This window comes from Pseudomonas sp. RIT778 (assembly GCF_019718735.1).
GTDB lineage: Bacteria > Pseudomonadota > Gammaproteobacteria > Pseudomonadales > Pseudomonadaceae > Aquipseudomonas > Aquipseudomonas aphyarum.
Window position 1 is genome coordinate 119371 of sequence record NZ_JAIHBA010000022.1, and the last position, 17372, is coordinate 136742.

General features: G+C 59.8%; 15 protein-coding genes. 12 read left to right on the plus strand and 3 right to left on the minus strand.

Annotation, left to right across the window (positions count from 1 at the left end; genetic code table 11):
- The first annotated feature begins 39 nt into the window (after positions 1–39).
- The 7 genes from K5E37_RS16740 to K5E37_RS16770 all read left to right on the plus strand — a co-directional run bounded on the left by K5E37_RS16740 (position 40) and on the right by K5E37_RS16770 (position 8408).
- Positions 40–1398: a glutamine synthetase family protein gene (locus tag K5E37_RS16740; RefSeq protein WP_007953514.1), complete on the plus strand. Its 1359-nt coding sequence runs from the start codon at positions 40–42 to the stop codon at positions 1396–1398.
- Between the two features lie 56 nt (positions 1399–1454).
- Positions 1455–2819: an aspartate aminotransferase family protein gene (locus K5E37_RS16745; protein WP_221534538.1), complete on the plus strand. Its 1365-nt coding sequence runs from the start codon at positions 1455–1457 to the stop codon at positions 2817–2819.
- Positions 2820–2991: 172 nt separating this feature from the next.
- Positions 2992–4104: a polyamine ABC transporter substrate-binding protein gene (locus K5E37_RS16750; RefSeq protein WP_221534540.1), complete on the plus strand. Its 1113-nt coding sequence runs from the start codon at positions 2992–2994 to the stop codon at positions 4102–4104.
- A 187-nt stretch (positions 4105–4291) separates the two neighbouring features.
- Entirely contained in the window at positions 4292–5389 is a 1098-nt protein-coding gene (locus tag K5E37_RS16755) for a polyamine ABC transporter substrate-binding protein (protein ID WP_127800508.1), read from the plus strand.
- Positions 5390–5461: 72 nt separating this feature from the next.
- Positions 5462–6604: an ABC transporter ATP-binding protein gene (locus K5E37_RS16760; protein ID WP_007953506.1), complete on the plus strand. Its 1143-nt coding sequence runs from the start codon at positions 5462–5464 to the stop codon at positions 6602–6604.
- A 35-nt stretch (positions 6605–6639) separates the two neighbouring features.
- Positions 6640–7521, plus strand: coding sequence for an ABC transporter permease subunit (locus tag K5E37_RS16765; protein WP_170844921.1), 882 nt, complete (start codon positions 6640–6642; stop codon positions 7519–7521).
- Positions 7518–8408 carry an ABC transporter permease subunit gene (locus K5E37_RS16770; protein ID WP_007953503.1) on the plus strand — a complete coding sequence of 297 codons (891 nt, stop codon included), beginning with the start codon at positions 7518–7520 and terminating at the stop codon, positions 8406–8408. The genes K5E37_RS16765 and K5E37_RS16770 overlap by 4 nt, the downstream gene beginning before the upstream one ends.
- A 156-nt stretch (positions 8409–8564) precedes the next feature.
- Here the strand turns inward: K5E37_RS16770 and K5E37_RS16775 are convergent, their stop codons facing one another.
- Complete coding sequence (locus tag K5E37_RS16775) at positions 8565–9206, minus strand: HD domain-containing protein (RefSeq protein WP_221534542.1); 642 nt, start codon at positions 9204–9206, stop codon at positions 8565–8567.
- A gap of 190 nt (positions 9207–9396) precedes the next feature.
- Between K5E37_RS16775 and K5E37_RS16780 the strand changes: the two genes are divergently transcribed.
- Positions 9397–10362, plus strand: a complete 966-nt coding sequence (locus K5E37_RS16780) for a GlxA family transcriptional regulator (protein ID WP_221534544.1) — start codon at positions 9397–9399, stop codon at positions 10360–10362.
- A gap of 113 nt (positions 10363–10475) precedes the next feature.
- Here K5E37_RS16780 and K5E37_RS16785 read toward each other — a convergent pair whose 3' ends face one another.
- Positions 10476–12887 (minus strand): penicillin acylase family protein, encoded by a 2412-nt coding sequence (locus K5E37_RS16785; protein ID WP_221534546.1) that lies wholly within the window; start codon positions 12885–12887, stop codon positions 10476–10478.
- Between the two features lie 470 nt (positions 12888–13357).
- On the opposite strand from K5E37_RS16785, the gene K5E37_RS16790 reads away from it, so the two are divergent.
- The 3 genes from K5E37_RS16790 to K5E37_RS16800 all read left to right on the plus strand — a co-directional run bounded on the left by K5E37_RS16790 (position 13358) and on the right by K5E37_RS16800 (position 16095).
- Positions 13358–15535 (plus strand): S-type pyocin domain-containing protein, encoded by a 2178-nt coding sequence (locus K5E37_RS16790; protein ID WP_260404277.1) that lies wholly within the window; start codon positions 13358–13360, stop codon positions 15533–15535.
- The gene (locus K5E37_RS16795; RefSeq protein ID WP_085605966.1) at positions 15528–15779 is read left to right on the plus strand and encodes a bacteriocin immunity protein; all 252 of its coding nucleotides are present in this window, start codon (positions 15528–15530) and stop codon (positions 15777–15779) included. Before K5E37_RS16790 ends, K5E37_RS16795 begins: the two co-directional genes overlap by 8 nt.
- 64 nt (positions 15780–15843) lie before the next feature.
- Positions 15844–16095 (plus strand): bacteriocin immunity protein, encoded by a 252-nt coding sequence (locus K5E37_RS16800; RefSeq protein ID WP_084776922.1) that lies wholly within the window; start codon positions 15844–15846, stop codon positions 16093–16095.
- A gap of 68 nt (positions 16096–16163) precedes the next feature.
- Here K5E37_RS16800 and K5E37_RS16805 read toward each other — a convergent pair whose 3' ends face one another.
- Positions 16164–16739 carry a DUF6436 domain-containing protein gene (locus K5E37_RS16805; RefSeq protein WP_221534550.1) on the minus strand — a complete coding sequence of 192 codons (576 nt, stop codon included), beginning with the start codon at positions 16737–16739 and terminating at the stop codon, positions 16164–16166.
- A 97-nt stretch (positions 16740–16836) separates the two neighbouring features.
- Here K5E37_RS16805 and K5E37_RS16810 point away from each other — a divergent pair.
- A partial coding sequence (locus K5E37_RS16810) for an alpha/beta hydrolase (protein WP_221534552.1) occupies positions 16837–17372 on the plus strand: 536 nt, incomplete at its 3' end.

A 17372-nucleotide genomic window follows, 5' to 3' on the forward strand; every position in this document is an offset into this window, starting at 1 on the left:
TGCCTGACATGTGTCAGGAGACTCAGCCCAGAGGCATTTATGAGTAACAACCTCGACCAGCTCACCGATTGGTTGAAAGACCACAAGATCACAGAAGTCGAATGCATGATCGGCGACTTGACCGGCATCACCCGGGGCAAGATCTCGCCGACCAACAAGTTCATCGCCGAAAAAGGCATGCGCCTGCCAGAGAGCGTTCTGTTGCAGACCGTGACCGGCGACTACGTCGAAGACGACATCTATTACGAGCTGCTCGACCCGGCCGACATCGACATGATCTGCCGTCCCGACCAGAACGCCGTGTACCTGGTGCCCTGGGCCATCGAGCCGACCGCCCAGGTGATCCACGACACCTACGACAAGCAAGGCAACCCGATCGAGCTGTCGCCGCGCAACGTCCTCAAGAAAGTCCTGAAACTCTATGCCGACAAGGGCTGGCAGCCGATCGTGGCGCCGGAAATGGAGTTCTACCTGACCAAGCGCAGCGACGACCCCGACTATCCGCTGCAACCGCCGGTTGGCCGTTCCGGGCGTCCGGAGATCGGTCGTCAGTCGTTCTCCATCGAAGCGGCGAACGAATTCGATCCGCTGTTCGAAGACGTCTACGACTGGTGCGAATTGCAGGAGCTGGACCTCGACACGCTGATCCACGAGGACGGCACGGCGCAGATGGAAATCAACTTCCGTCACGGCGATGCCCTGTCGCTGGCCGACCAGATCCTGGTGTTCAAACGCACCATGCGTGAGGCCGCCCTCAAGCACAACGTGGCCGCGACCTTCATGGCCAAGCCGATGACCGGTGAGCCGGGCAGTGCGATGCACTTGCACCAGAGCATCATCGACATCGAGACCGGCAAGAACGTGTTCTCGAATGAAGACGGGACCATGAGCCAACTGTTCCTGCACCACATCGGTGGCCTGCAGAAACTGATCCCGGAATTGCTGCCGCTGTTCGCACCGAACGTCAACTCATTCCGCCGCTTCCTGCCGGATACCTCGGCACCGGTGAACGTTGAGTGGGGCGAAGAAAACCGCACCGTGGGCCTGCGCGTCCCGGATGCCGGCCCGCAGAACCGTCGGGTGGAAAACCGTTTGCCGGGCGCCGACGCCAACCCGTACCTGGCGATTGCCGCGAGCCTGCTCTGCGGCTACATCGGCATGGTCGAAGGCATCAACCCGAGCGCACCGGTTGTGGGCCGTGGCTACGAGCGCCGCAACCTGCGCCTGCCGCTGACCATCGAGGACGCCCTGGAGCGCATGGAAAACAGCGCGACCATCGAGAAATACCTAGGCAAGACCTTCATCACCGGCTACGTCGCGGTCAAGCGGGCCGAGCATGAAAACTTCAAGCGCGTGATCAGTTCCTGGGAGCGTGAGTACCTGCTCTTCGCCGTCTGATACGCCGGGCGCGGTGGCCAGCCGCCGCGCCTTCACCGATAACAAGGAGAATTGGCATGACCAGCAACAACCCGCAAACCCGTGAGTGGCAAGCCCTCAGCAGCGATCACCACCTGGCCCCGTTCAGCGACTTCAAGCAGCTGAAAGAAAAGGGTCCACGGATCATCACCAACGCCAAGGGCGTGTACCTGTGGGACAGCGAGGGCAACAAGATCCTCGACGGCATGGCGGGTCTGTGGTGTGTGGCGATCGGTTATGGACGCGATGAGCTGGCGGATGCTGCCGCCAAACAGATGCGCGAACTGCCTTACTACAACCTGTTCTTCCAGACCGCGCACCCGCCGGCGCTGGAACTGGCCAAGGCCATCGCCGACGTGGCGCCGGAAGGCATGAATCACGTGTTCTTCACCGGCTCCGGCTCCGAAGGCAACGACACCATGCTGCGCATGGTTCGCCACTACTGGGCGATCAAGGGCCAGCCGAACAAGAAAATCATCATCAGCCGCAAGAACGGCTACCACGGTTCCACCGTGGCCGGCGCGAGTCTGGGCGGCATGACCTACATGCACGAACAGGGCGACCTGCCGATTCCGGGCATCGTCCACATCGCCCAGCCGTACTGGTTCGCCGAAGGCGGTGACATGACCCCGGAAGAGTTCGGAATCTGGGCGGCCAATCAGCTGGAAGAAAAGATTCTGGAAGTCGGCGTGGACAACGTCGGTGCCTTTATTGCCGAGCCGATCCAGGGCGCCGGCGGCGTGATCATTCCGCCAGACACCTACTGGCCGCGCATCAAGGAAATCCTCGCCAAGTACGACATCCTGTTCGTGGCTGACGAAGTGATCTGCGGTTTCGGCCGTACCGGCCAATGGTTCGGCAGCGATTTCTACGACCTCAAGCCACACATGATGACCATCGCCAAAGGCCTGACGTCCGGCTACATCCCGATGGGTGGCCTGATCGTGCGCGACGAAGTGGTGGCGGTGCTCAACGAGGGCGGTGATTTCAACCACGGCTTCACCTACTCCGGTCACCCGGTGGCGGCAGCGGTGGGTCTGGAAAACATCCGGATTCTGCGCGAAGAGAAAATCATCGAACGCGCCCATGAAGAAACGGCACCGTATTTGCAGAAACGTCTGCGCGAACTGAACGATCACCCGTTGGTGGGTGAAGTGCGCGGGGTCGGTCTGCTGGGGGCCATCGAGCTGGTGCAGGACAAGGCCACTCGCAAGCGTTACGAAGGCAAGGGTGTGGGCATGATCTGCCGCCAGTTCTGCTTCGACAACGGGCTGATCATGCGTGCCGTGGGCGACACCATGATCATCGCGCCGCCGCTGGTGATCAGCAAGGCGGAGATCGACGAGCTGGTTACAAAGGCGCGCAAGTGCCTGGACCTGACCCTGAGTGCGTTGCAGGGCTAAGTGCTAGGCTCTGAGCGATGGAGCTGTTGCGCTGTCGCTCGGAGCTGTCAGAAAGGCTGGTCTTTTCTTGAAAGACCGCCTCGGATCTTGCCAGACTAGCCGCGGTTCCAGTTGTCCGGGTTCGGCCGCTGAACAAAGTGGTTCAAAAAAGAAAAATTTGGAGCATTAACGCATGAAGGCATTAGGCAAAAAGCTCGCTGGCAAGACTCTGCTCGCCATGTCCCTGATGGGCGTGATGGCGGGTGCGGTTCAGGCGGACGACAAGGTGTTGCACGTTTACAACTGGTCCGACTACATCGCGCCGGACACGGTTGCCAATTTCGAAAAAGAGACGGGCATCAAGGTCGTCTATGACGTTTTCGACAGCAACGAAACCCTGGAAGCGAAGCTGCTGGCCGGCAAATCCGGTTACGACATCGTGGTGCCTTCCAACAACTTCCTGGCCAAGCAGATCAAGGCCGGCGTTTATCAGGAACTGGACAAGTCCAAGCTGACGAACTGGAAGAACCTCGACGAAGACCTGCTCAAGGCCGTTGGCGACGCCAGCGACCCGGGCAACAAGCACGCGTTCCCGTACATGTGGGGTTCGATCGGCATCGGCTACAACCCGGAGAAGGTCAAGGCTGCGCTGGGCGTCGACAAGATCGATTCCTGGGACATCGTGTTCAAGCCTGAAAACATCGAGAAGCTGAAAAGCTGCGGCGTGAGCTTCCTCGACGCGCCGACCGAAATGATTCCGGCGGCTTTGCACTACCTGGGCAAACCGACCAACAGCAAAGACAAGGCTGACCTGAAAGCCGCCGAGGATCTGTTCCTCAAAGTGCGTCCTTCGGTTGCCTACTTCCATTCCTCGAAGTACATCTCGGACCTGGCCAACGGCAACATCTGCGTGGCGGTCGGTTACTCGGGTGACCTGGAACAATCCAAGACCCGCGCCAAGGAAGCCGGTGACAAGGTCAAACTGGCCTACACCATTCCGAAAGAAGGTGCCGGTACTTTCTACGACATGGTCGCCATTCCCAAGGATGCCGAAAACGTCGAAGCCGCCTACAAGTTCATGAACTACCTGCTCGAGCCGAAAGTGATGGCCGAAATCACCAACGCCGTGCGTTTCCCGAACGGTAACAAGGCGGCCACGCCGCTGGTGGAAAAGGAAATCACCAGCGATCCGAGCATCTACCCTTCGGCTGAAGTGAAGAAGCAGCTCTATGCGATCAGCGATCTGGACGCGGCCACCCTGCGCCTGATCACTCGCAGCTGGACCAAGATCAAATCCGGTAAATAAGCCGGTTTGAAGCAGTCACCGCTGGCCGTCGCCTTCACCCGGGCGGTCAGCGGTGCAATTAAATGACAGAAAGTTTTGCTGGAACGGTTTTTCGAAGGTAAGTTGCGCGCCGGTTTTGTTGCCGGGCAACCGTGACTGTCATGCAGCACGGGGCAACTTGGGCCCAACTAAATCAGAGGACCTCCACTTGCCTATTTTTTCTTCTTTGCGCAATGCCCTGCTGGCCGCTGCCGGCCTGACGTTCGCTGTCGGTGCCCAAGCCGCCGGTACTGTGCATATTTATAACTGGTCGGATTACATCGGCGAGACCACCCTGGCCGATTTCCAGAAAGACACCGGGATCAAACCGGTCTACGACGTGTTCGACTCCAACGAAACCCTGGAAGGCAAGCTGCTCGCCGGGCGTACCGGCTACGACGTGGTCGTGCCGTCGAACCACTTCCTCGGCAAGCAGATCAAGGCGGGTGCGTTCCAGAAGCTCGACAAGGCGCAGCTGCCCAACTATTCCAATCTCGATCCGGTGCTGCTCAAGCGCCTGGAACAGAACGATCCGGGCAACCTGTACGCCGTACCGTACCTGTGGGGCACCAACGGCATCGGCTATAACGTCGATAAAGTGAAGGCCGTGCTCGGCGTCGACAAGATCGACTCCTGGAGCGTGCTGTTCGAGCCGGAGAACATCAAGAAGCTGCACAGCTGCGGCGTGGCGTTCCTCGATTCGGCCGATGAAATGATGCCGACCGTGCTCAACTACATGGGCTTGAACGCCAACAGCACTGATCCCAAGGATTACGCCAAGGCCACGGACAAACTGCTCGCCGTGCGTCCTTACGTGACCTACTTCCACTCCTCGAAATACATCGGTGACCTGGCCAACGGCGACATCTGCGTGGCCATCGGTTTCTCCGGCGACATCTTCCAGGCGAAGAACCGTGCCGAAGAAGCCAAGAAGGGCGTGAACATTGCCTACTCGATCCCGAAAGAAGGTGGCGCGCTGTGGTTCGACATGCTGGCGATTCCGAAGGATTCGGCCAACGTCAAAGAGGCCCACGCCTTCATCAACTATTTGCTGAAACCTGAGGTGATCGCCCAGGTCAGTGATTACGTCGGTTACGCCAACCCCAACCCGGGTTCGGACAAGCTGATGGAGCAGTCCATCCGCACCGACGAGTCGGTTTATCCACCGCAGGCCGTGCTCGACAAGACCTACGTGTCGATCGAGTTGCCGCCGAACATTCAGCGTTTGATGACCCGCAGCTGGACCAAGGTCAAGTCGGGTAAATAGCTTCAACGTACAAACTATCCTGGGTTCGTCTTGCGTGGGCGAACTGCACTCTTTTTTCTGGGAGTTTTGTAAATGGCAGTTGCCTCCGGCGCCTATAAGAAAGCCCTCGAGGGCGACCAGACACCGAAACAGGTGCTGGTCAAAATCGACCGGGTCACGAAGAAGTTCGACGAGACGGTTGCCGTGGACGATGTGTCCCTGGAAATCAAGAAGGGCGAGATCTTCGCCCTGCTCGGCGGTTCGGGATCGGGCAAATCCACTCTGCTGCGGATGCTGGCAGGGTTCGAACGGCCCACGGAGGGGCGCATTTTCCTCGACGGCGTCGACATCACCGACATGCCGCCGTACGAGCGACCGATCAACATGATGTTCCAGTCCTACGCCCTGTTCCCGCACATGACCGTGGCGCAGAACATCGCGTTCGGCCTGCAACAGGACAAGATTCCCAAGGCCGAGATCGACGCCCGCGTGGCCGAGATGCTCAAGCTGGTGCAGATGAGCCAGTACGCCAAGCGCAAGCCGCATCAACTGTCTGGCGGTCAGCGTCAGCGTGTGGCGCTGGCACGTTCGCTGGCCAAACGGCCGAAACTGCTGCTGCTCGACGAGCCGATGGGCGCACTGGACAAGAAACTGCGTTCGCAGATGCAGCTGGAACTGGTGGAAATCATCGAGCGCGTGGGTGTGACCTGCGTGATGGTGACCCACGATCAGGAAGAGGCCATGACCATGGCCGAGCGCATCGCGATCATGCACCTGGGCTGGATCGCCCAGATCGGCAGCCCGATCGACATCTACGAAACCCCGACCAGCCGTCTGGTCTGCGAATTCATCGGTAACGTGAACATCTTCGAAGGCGAAGTGATCGACGACGCCGAAGGTCACGCGACCATTACCTGCAAGGACCTCGACCGGCAGATCTACGTCGGCCACGGCATCAGCACCTCGGTGCAGGACAAGTCCGTGACCTACGCGATCCGTCCGGAAAAACTGCTGGTCACCGCCGACCAGCCGACCTGCGAATACAACTGGTCGAGCGGCAAGGTGCATGACATCGCCTACCTCGGCGGCCATTCGGTGTTCTACGTCGAATTGCCGAGCGGCAAGCTGGTGCAGTCGTTCGTGGCGAACGCCGAGCGCCGTGGCGCACGTCCGACCTGGGGCGATCAGGTCTACGTATGGTGGGAAGACGACAGCGGCGTGGTACTTCGCTCATGAACATGCGCAAATTCAAACGCCGGCTCAATCGAATAATTCCCGGTGGCCGTCAGCTGGTCATCGGGGTCCCGTTCATCTGGCTGTTCCTGTTCTTCATGCTGCCGTTCTTCATCGTTCTGAAGATCAGCTTCGCCGAAGCGGACGTGGCCATCCCGCCGTACACCGAGATCTACACCTACGCCGAGCAGAAGCTGCAACTGCTGCTGAACCTGGGCAACTACGCGATGCTCGGCGACGACGAGCTGTACATCGCCGCCTACCTCGGCTCGCTGAAGATGGCGTTTTTCAGCACGCTGCTGTGCCTGTTGATCGGTTACCCGATGGCCTACGCCATCGCCAGCGCCCGCAAAGAGCTGCAGACGGTGCTGGTGCTGCTGATCATGATGCCGACCTGGACCGCGATCCTGATCCGCGTCTATGCCTGGATGGGCATCCTCAGCAACAACGGTCTGCTCAACGGTTTCCTGATGAGCATGGGCCTGATCGACGAGCCGCTGCAGATCCTCAACACCAACCTCGCGGTGTACATCGGCGTCGTCTACTCGTACCTGCCGTTCATGATCCTGCCGCTGTACGCCAACCTGGTTAAGCACGACACCAGCCTGCTGGAGGCCGCTTCCGACCTGGGTTCGAGCACCTTCAACAGCTTCTGGAAAATCACCGTGCCGCTGTCCAAGAACGGCATCATCGCCGGCTGCATGCTGGTGTTCATCCCGGTGGTGGGCGAGTTCGTGATCCCGGAACTGCTTGGCGGTCCGGAAACCCTGATGATCGGTAAAGTGCTCTGGCAAGAGTTCTTCAACAACCGTGACTGGCCGGTGGCGTCCGCCCTGGCGGTGGTGATGCTGGCGATCCTGATCGTGCCGATCATCCTGTTCAACCGCAGTCAGGCCAAGGAAATGGAGGGTAAAGAATGAAGCGCTTCCGTTTCTCCAGCCTGATGCTGGTACTCGGCCTGTTGTTCATCTACCTGCCGATGCTGATCCTGGTGATCTACTCGTTTAACGCCTCGAAACTGGTAACGGTGTGGGGCGGCTGGTCGGTGAAGTGGTACGTCGGCCTGCTCGACAACTCGCAACTGATGGGCTCGGTGGTGCGCTCGCTGGAAATCGCCTGCTACACCGCGATTGCCGCCGTGGCGCTGGGTACGCTGGCAGCCTTCGTGCTGACCCGCATCACCCGTTTCAAGGGCCGCACGCTGTTCGGCGGCCTGGTGACCGCGCCGCTGGTCATGCCTGAGGTGATTACCGGTCTGTCGTTGCTGCTGCTGTTCGTGGCGATGGCGCAGATGATCGGCTGGCCACAGGAGCGGGGCATCGTCACCATCTGGATTGCGCACACCACGTTCTGTGCGGCGTATGTGGCGGTGGTGGTGTCGGCGCGTCTGCGTGAGCTGGACCTGTCGATCGAAGAAGCGGCGATGGACCTCGGTGCGCGGCCGTGGAAGGTGTTCTTCCTGATCACCATCCCGATGATCGCGCCGTCGCTGGCGGCGGGCGGCATGATGTCGTTCGCGCTGTCGCTGGATGACCTGGTATTGGCGAGCTTCGTGTCGGGGCCGGGTTCGACGACCCTGCCGATGGAAGTGTTCTCGGCGGTGCGTCTGGGCGTGAAGCCAGAGATCAACGCCGTGGCCAGTCTGATTCTGCTGGCGGTGTCGCTGGTGACCTTCCTGGTCTGGTTCTTCAGCCGCCGTGCCGAAGAAGCCCGCAAGAAAGCGATTCAGCAGGCCATCGAAGAGGGCGCTGCCGATTCGTGGAAACAACCGGACGTACGCCGGGCGCCGACGCCGGAAGCGGCTTAAGCAATATAGGGTTGGCTCTTTTCTCAAGGCCAACCCAATTCAAAATGTGGGAGCGGGCTTGCTCGCGAAAGCGGTGTATCAGTCGACGTATTCAGTGACTGATACGGCCTCTTCGTCGGATCGCCGCCCGGAGCAAGCCCGCTCCCACATTTGGTTTTAGGCAGTCCAAGGTGAACTGCGGATAACCTCGACGAAGTTCATCGGCGTGAACCCTGGTTCCTGATCCTTCAGCACATCGGTCTTCACATTGCCGAACGTGGTCTGCGGACGATGACGCAAGCCATCGGCGAACGCGCAGATGATGCACTCCTTGAAGCCTTCGCCCCGTGGATGCGCATGCACCACGGCTTCGCGCTGCACCGTGGTGAACGCCGCGTAGTCCATGCCCAGCACATCCATTTCGACGCCTGCGGTCACCAGCGCCACGGTCGGACGCAGATGCTTCGGCACCCCCGGCGTGGTGTGCAGGGCGATCGACAGCCAGACCTGCTCGATGTCGTCGTCACTCAACCCGTACGGTTTTAGAAACGCGGCGGCTGCGTTGGCGCCATCGACTTCGAAGCGCTCGTCATCGCTGCGATGCCCTTCGACCAGACCCAGGTCGTGGAACATCGCGCCGACGTACAGCAGCTCCGGATCGTAGGCCAGTTGCTGGCGCTCACCGCTCAAGGCGCCGAACAGAAACACCCGGCGCGAGTGGTGGTAAAGCAGGTCGGATTCGATGTCGCGGATGTATTCGGTGGTGGCCCGGGCGAGGGCGCTGTCGGGGATCTGGATACCGGCGATGGTCGTGGTCATGTTGAGCTTCCTCGTCGAAAACGCCGTCACGGCGCTGATGGGGAAAGTCTGTTCTCGGGGGCTAAACCGGACAATCGATCCATGGCTGCGATCCTTGCCATTCCACCTGCAAATCGTGCCAGCTCGCTTCTGCGGCGAGGATTGGCTAGGGTTGGCGCTGATCCGCCATTCCCCGGGAGCCGAGATTGCCATGAACAGAACCGTCGCCATCGTGGTGTTCCCCGGCGTGCAGGCGCTGGACGTCAGCGGGCCGATGGATGTGTTCGCAGAGGCCAACCGCTTCCTGGCGCCGGAGGATAATTACCGGCTCGACGTGATCGGCGTCGAGCGCGGATCGATGGCGTGCTCCAACGGGCTGACCCTGAGTGCGCATCGGCATTTCAGCGAAGCGTCGCAGGTTTACGATTTACTGCTGGTGGCGGGTGGGCCGCAGTTGCCGTTTCTGGACTTCGGCAGCACGTTCGATGCCTGGTTGCGTGAGGCCTGTGGACGGGCGCGGCGATTCGGCTCGATCTGCAACGGCGCGTTCATGCTCGCCCGTGCCGGGTTGCTGGACGGGCGCACGGTCACTACTCACTGGAATGACGCCGAAGCGCTGACGAAGTTGTGCCCGTCGAGCCGGGTCGAGGCTGATCGGTTGTACGTCGAGGATGGCCAGCTCTACACCTCGGCAGGGGTGACGGCGGGGATCGATCTGTCGCTGTACCTGTTGGCGCGTGATTACGGGGCCGAGGTCGCGCTGAGTGTGGCCAAGCGACTGGTGGTGTTCACCCAGCGCTCGGGCGGGCAGTCACAGTTCAGCCCGTTCCTTACGCCCCACGCCGAACCGACGTCGGCGGTGGCGATGGTGCAGCTGTATGTGCTGGCCAATCTCACCGGCGACCTGACCATCGCCGATCTGGCGAATGCCGCGAACATGAGTGCGCGGAATTTCTCTCGGGTGTTTGCCCGTGAGGCGAAAGTCACCCCGGCGGAGTTCGTCGAACGGGCGCGGGTGGATGCGGCGCGGGTGATGCTCGAAAGCACCACGGCGCCGCTGAAAACGGTGGCGTACCAGTGCGGTTTTCGCGATGCGCAACACATGCGCAGCGTGTTCAACCGGCGGCTGGGGGTGACGCCGCAGCAGTTTCGGTTGAACTTTGCGGCGATGGTTTGAGATCTGTTTTGTTCTGACTGACCCCTTCGCGAGCAAGCTCGCTCCCACAGGAAACCGCGATCCAATGTGGGAGCGAGCTTGCTCGCGAAGGGGCCGCTCCAGTCAGCAAAAACCTATTGAGCTGACCGCGCCGGCAACAGCTTCAAGGTACTGCGCGTATTTGCCGTCACCTCTTCCTCACTGAAATGCGCCTGCACATATATCCCGTCCACATACGCTTCCGCCTGATCGTCATAGTGGCTGTCGAACGGCACGCCGCTCTGGCCGACCGGGTTGATGGTCAGGCTGTGAGCCGGGTCGGCGAAGTCCACCAGTCGGCGGGTTGACGGGCCGTAGGTCACCGGCCACGGCGCCGGGCCGATCTTCGCCGAGAGGTTGTTCGGCACTTCATGGGAGCCCGGTGCGGCGAACGGGCCGACGTTGAAAATGCGATCCAGCGGTTTCTGCTGACCCAGCGGATGACCATGGGTCAGCGTATGCGCTTTGCCCCATTGCCAGCCGGAAGCGTCGTCGCCGAGGGCCGACTTCAGGTGCGCCATGCTCGCCTGCCACGCAGCGCGCACGGTGTCGACGCGGGTCTCCTTGTTCGGCGTGCTGCGGTTGTCCCACCACGGTGAATCGGCATTCGCCGCGAGCCGGGGCAGGGCCGCATCGATCACCCGGGTCGACAGCAGGGTTTCGAAGAAATCATTGCCCAGCTCATCGCGCATCGCCGCGTCGGCGAGGTCGTAGAGGAACTGGTTGAACACCGTCGCACTGACGGAATCCAGCGGATAGTCGCCTTGCCATTGGGCCAGTTGTTCGATCAGCTTCAGTTCGGTGGGGTTGCCCGCCACTTCACGCAGCACCGGCAGCAACGGCGCCAGCAGGCGCGGGCCGTAACCGGTGGTGGTGCCCAGTTGCAGCTTCTGGTTGGCTTCGTTGTCCCACTTCACGTTCTTGTCGGCGAGCTGGCGGTTGAGCTGCTGGCCACGGTCGGCGAGGTTGTAGTAGCCGGGAATCTCCATGCCGGTCGGTGACACGGGCTGGAAGTTGGCCGAGACGATATAGCCGCGCGCCGGGTTCTCTTCCTGCGGGTTGGCGCTGAACGGGAAGTAACCGTCCTTGTCCGCCTGATTGCCGCTGCCGTCGAGAATGAAGCCAGGCTTCACCCCGGCCGGCCGCTTGGGCAGCAGCGCCGAGGCCCACCACGCGATGTCGCCCTTGGCGTTGGCGTAGACGATGTTCAGCCCCGGCGCCTGCACCTTGGCCGCTGCGGCGCGAGCCTTGGCCAGGGTGTCGGCGCGGTTGAGCTGGTAGAAACCTTCGAGGATCGGGTTCGGCGTTTCGAGAAATGCCCACCACATCGCGATCGGGGTTTTCCCGGCGGCGCTGCCGAGAGCATCGTTGACGATCGGGCCGTGGGGCGACTGACGCAGGGCGATGGTCACCGGGGCCTGGCCTTTCACGGCGATCTGCTGCTCGGTCTTGACCATGTCGGTCCACTGGCCGCGATACCAGACCTGATCCGGGTTATCCGGATTGACCTTCTCGGCGATCAGATCGAGATCATCGTTCTGGAACATGGTCAGGCTCCAGCCGAAATCCAGGTTGTGCCCCAGGAACGCAAACGGCACCAGCGCCTGATGATGGCCGTAGAGTTCAAAACCCGGCGCCGACAACTGCGCCTCGTACCACACCGACGGCACCGAAAAGCGGATGTGCGGATCGCCCGCCAGCAACGGCTTGGCGCTCTTGCTGTGGCTGCCGGCGATCACCCAGGCGTTGCTGCCTTCGAACTGCGGCAGACCGTTGTCGATCAGCGCCTGTTCGCTGACGCGGGCGAGGGTGTTCAGGTCTTTCCAGTCTTCGGCGGCGAGGGCCGGTGCGGTGCCGGCGTGGCCCTTGGCGAGCACGCCCTTGGGCTGCCAGTCGAGATCGAAGACGTTGAGGTAGTCGGCGCCCAGTTGATCGCGCACGTAGGTCAGCAGCGGTTCGGTGCGAAACGCGGCGGCAAAGCTGTAGGCCATGTAGCCGGCGACGCTGATGCTGTCTTCGGCGGTGAACGGCCGCTTGGGGATGCCCAGCACGTCGAACTCCACCGGGGCGGCGTGCGAGTCCTGATATTGATTGATGCCGTCCAGATAGGCTTGCAGGGCCTTCCACGCCGGTGACTGCTTGTCGAGGCCGGCCACGTAACTGGCGGCACGCTCGCGAATGCGCAGGCTGCGGAACAGTTTGTCGGTGTCGAGCAGTTTCGGCCCGAGCACTTCGGCCAGTTCGCCCCGGGCCAGACGGCGCATGGCTTCCATCTGAAACAGGCGATCCTGGGCGTGCACGTAGCCAAGGGCACGATAGAGGTCGGCCTCGTTTTCGGCCCGGATGTGCGGCACGCCGCGCTCGTCGTAACGCACGGTCACCGAGCCTTGCAGGTTGCGCAGTTCCACCTGGCCCTGACGCGTCGGTTGCTTGCTGTAGAGGTAACCGCCGACCCCGATGGCGGAAATGACGATCAGCAACGCAAGTACGGTCAGGCCTTTTTTCATGAAAAATCTGCTCCCTGTCGTTCTATTTATATGAAGGCATTGATGGTGCTGATCTATTTGAGGATCGCAACCGGGATTTCATAACACAGTATTTCTTGAATAGGAAGTTTCCTTCAGGTTTTCGGGAAGTGCACTACAAGTTTGTTGTTGCTGCGTTTAACGGGGCGGGCCTATAAAAGACCTCGAGAAAAAGCAGAGGGCGAAAACAAAGTTCGCGAATTCAATACATGGAATAACTGACATGGAGAAGTCGTATGAGTGATATTGAAAATTATCTTGGACCTCACAGACAAACCGGGCCAGGCAGATATGAACTGGCCCCCATACCGGTTCGGGACAGGGCTCCGTCTCGATTGGGGCAGGGTGGGTTTTTCTCGGGAAGTTGGGGTTTGAATGAAGGACCGCATAGAGGAACAGGTCAAGGGTCTGGAAAACTTGATCCGTTAACTCCATTTATCTGGAATGATTTGATGCAGGAACAACAGAATGCTCAGGCATATATTGATCTTGAGTACGCTGGAGTATTCAGCAATATCGGCGCGGCATCAAACAATGAAGTAGAGCAGGCCAGGCAAGCAGCCAGTGCTGGACTTTCTTCGTCGCAAAAGGTCAAGGCCGATCAAGAAGTAACCATTCAGGTTATTCATTCAAAGTTGTTGGAGTATCGGGCTCATACCGAGACCGCTTACTCGCTGTATGGACATAATCCATTTTTCCTGATGAAGGATTTGTCCTTCAAGAAGATAAGAGACAGTCTGGCATTGCCGGTTCCGGATGTTTCCGTCGCTTATGCGGCCATCGACAGGGCCTATCGCTCGGCAATGGAGCTCCGGCGCCTTTCGTGGGTGATGGCTATCATCGCCAATCAACTTCCGGAGTTGGCCACAAGAAGAGCCCAGGTTGAGGCCGCGACGCCAACCACGAGGGACGCCCAGCAGATTCTTTCTGCCGAAAGGCTATCCGTGGTGAATCTGGAAACGAATATCCGCCTGCATTTCCTGCCGGGTTTTCTGGTTGAAAGAATCGCCGCTGCAGCGGGCTCAACCGGAGGCAGTCTCTCTCAAACACTCACAAATTATAAAATCGCAGCGGACAATATTCGTGCTGTTGAGCAAGCAGCTGTCCGGCCCTATGCAATCGCAAATCCGGGGATCAACGCCCCGTTGAGCAAGCCTGAGCTCGAGGCGCTGAAAAACCTGGTGGACTTGCAGGCCACGACCGAACTGGGCAAGCGCTGGCAGGACTATCACGCGTCACTCCTGCATTCGGAAAACGCCCGGCATATGGCAGGGGCGGCGGGCGCATTTGCCGCTCTGATCGCCCGCGCCCAGGAGGCGGAGCGGTTGCAGGAGCAGATACGCGTTGCCCGGGAGCAGGAAGCCCGGCGCCTGCAGGAACAGGCGCGTATTGCCGCGCAGGCTGAAGTCAGGCGTGTTGCCGCGGAGCAGGCACGTATTCGGGAGCAAGCTCGTATTGCCGCCGAAGCAGAGGCAAGGCGCCTTGCCGAGGAACAAGCGCGCATAGCGGCAGAGGCCATTCGCAACGCCCATACCTTCCGCGCGCCAGGTGCCGCTTCGGCTACAGGGCCGTTGTTCATGACATCAGCCGGAGCCGTGGCGGTTGTCGAGGCCGCTTCGGCCAGTCTGCAAGCGGCCGTTCGCAGCGCCATCGCGGGGTTAGGCAGCCTTGCGGCCAGTGTCGGGGCTGGCGCGGTCGTCGGTGTTTCAGCGTTGGTCTACTCGTCGAAACTGGGCAACGGCGAATTGCCTGACCGTTACGCGTTCAGCACGCCGCTGTCGGACCTCGCACCAGATTTCGCACCCGATCTGCACGCCATCGCGGCGGCTGGCGGGACGGTTGATCTGCCTTTCCGTGTCAGTTCAAAGACCGACGCGAACGGGCAGTCAGAGGTTTTTGTCGTCAAGACTGATGGGCGGAATATTCCGTCGGCGGTCAGGGTAGTGGCAGCCTCCTACGACGCCGAACGCAACGTCTACACCGCGACCACCACCGATGTTCCGCCACGCACCCTGACGTGGACCCCGATCGTCAATCCGGGAAACAGCTCGACGACCTCACCGTACGGGCAACCGGATGTGCCTGCCTATACTGGGGCAACAGTGGTTCCGGTCGAGGGACGCCTCGATTCGTTCCCGGGCGTTTTCGAAGCCGGATTCGATGACTATGTGCTGGTGTTCCCGCAGGACTCCGGGCTGCCATCCAACTACACGATGTTTCGGGATCGGCGGGAGGATCCGGGCGTCGCGTCAGGTGTGGGGCAGGCGGTATCGGGCAACTGGCTCGGGAGCGCATCGCAGGGCGAAGGCGCGCCGGTGCCGGCGCAGATTGCCGATCAGTTGCGAGGGCGGGAGTTCAAGAATTTTCGGGCGTTTCGAGAGGCGTTTTGGAAGGCGGTGGCTGGGGATCCGGAGTTGGCGGCTCAGTTTGATCGCAGCGCGCTAGCTAGTATGAAAGACGGCCAATTGCCTTTTGTTAAAGAGAGTGAGCAAGTTGGGAAGCGTGTGAAGATTGAGTTGCATCACAGGAAATATATTTCTGAAGGTGGCGGGGTTTATGAGGTTGATAACATAGTCGCAATGACTCCAAAGAGACATATTGGTATGCATAGAGGGTCAGATAATGATTAAGTTAATTAGCGAAATGTCAGAGTCGGATTTTCTGAAGTTTGTTACGAGAATTTATGACAACGACTATGAAAGTGAAGAGGAACACATCGATGCCGTTTTTGAGTTCAAGGCCTTGAGTGAGCATCCATCTGGATCGGATCTGATTTTTTATCCAGAGCCAGGAAAAAGTGGACCGGCAGCTGTAGTTGCAGAGGTCAAAGCGTGGCGTGCAGTCAACGGAAAGTCTGGTTTTAAAGAGGTTTGATATTCATAAATGTGGTTGTGCCCCTGGCAATTTTGTCAGGGGCATTTTTACAGGGTGGTGTGGCTTGTTAAATATTTCGGACTATACGGAAAGAGAGTTCTTGGATTTTGTAATTTCAATTTGTGATGCTAGTGCTCGAACAGAGGAGGAAGATGTAAAACTGGTATTGGAATTCAGGCGGTTAACAGAGCATCCGGACGGCTCGGATCTGATCTACTACCCAAGAGATGATAGGGATGATAGTCCTGAAGGGATTGTAAAGGAGGTTAAAGAATGGCGCGCTGCTAATAACAAGCCCGGATTCAAGGCGGTTTAGTCTTTTACTGTCAATATGCTTCTAACGTCTTTGATTGATGCAATTTCTATATGTCAGCCCGAAGCCGTTCACTCCCCACCAACCCACGGGCAGTAGCAACCCACCGCCAACGTATGAGTCGCATTGACCGGCCGATCATCACTCAACGCTTGCAGGATCGGTTCGATAAAACTGTTGCTGGAGTTGCACGTCAGGCCTTCGCTGTACGGGCCGAAGTACGCCAGTTTGCCGCTGCGGTCCCAGATCGCCACGGCCGGGCTCGCGGGAATCTGTTCGGAGCCGTGTAGCACCGCGATGGTTTTAAGATTGCTGAGGGTGGCGGGCAACTGGCCGTGGCTGCCGGTCTTCTGCACGGCAAAGAATTCGACGCCCTTGGGGCCGAACTGTTCGACCATCTCGGTCAGGTGCTGCTGGTTGCCGACGTTGCACGGGCATGCCGGGTCCCAGAAGTGCACCAGACGGATATTGCCGGGGCCGGCGAGGTCGTCGGGCAGGCGCAACGGGTCGCCGGAAAACACAGCGGTGTGTTCGCTGAACGCCCGCAGGTAGCGGCCCTGAAACCAGTCGTATGCGGCCCACAGCACGCCGGCACACACGATGGCGAGCAGGCTGGCAAACAGTGCGGTGCGGTAGGGCGAACGCATGGTTTTGATTCCTTGAGAGCGCGCTAGCTTGCCATGCTTGCTTCTACAGATGAATATCGCAGGCCGATAAAGTCCGTTTACCGTTCTGGAATTGCCCATGTCTGTTGCCTTCGATCCCGATCATCTGCGTGCGAGCCTCAAGCCTCTGGCCGAGTGGCAGCCGTTGTCCGAGGAGGCGAAGGCGTATCAGCGGTTCTACAAGACCGACTTTCCGGAGCGCGATGTCTGGCGTGGCATGGGCCGGTTCGACATCGATGGCTATCAACTGGTCAGCCATTGCTGGTGGCCGGCGGAAACGGCCAAGGCCACGCTGTTTCTGGTGCACGGGTTTTATGACCACACCGGCCTGTACCGGCATGTGATCGAGTGGGCACTGGATCAGGGGTTTGCGGTGATTGCCTGCGATCTGCCGGGGCATGGTCTGTCCAGCGGCGAGCGGGCAAGCATCCGCGATTTCTCCGAATATCAGGATGCACTGCAAGGCCTGTTCGCCGAGGCGCGCTCGATTGCGCTGCCAGAGCCGTGGCACCTGTGCGGGCAAAGCACCGGCGGGGCGATCATTGTCGATCACGTGCTCAATCATGGTGAAAACAGCCCGGCGCAGGGGCAGTTGATTCTGCTGGCGCCGTTGGT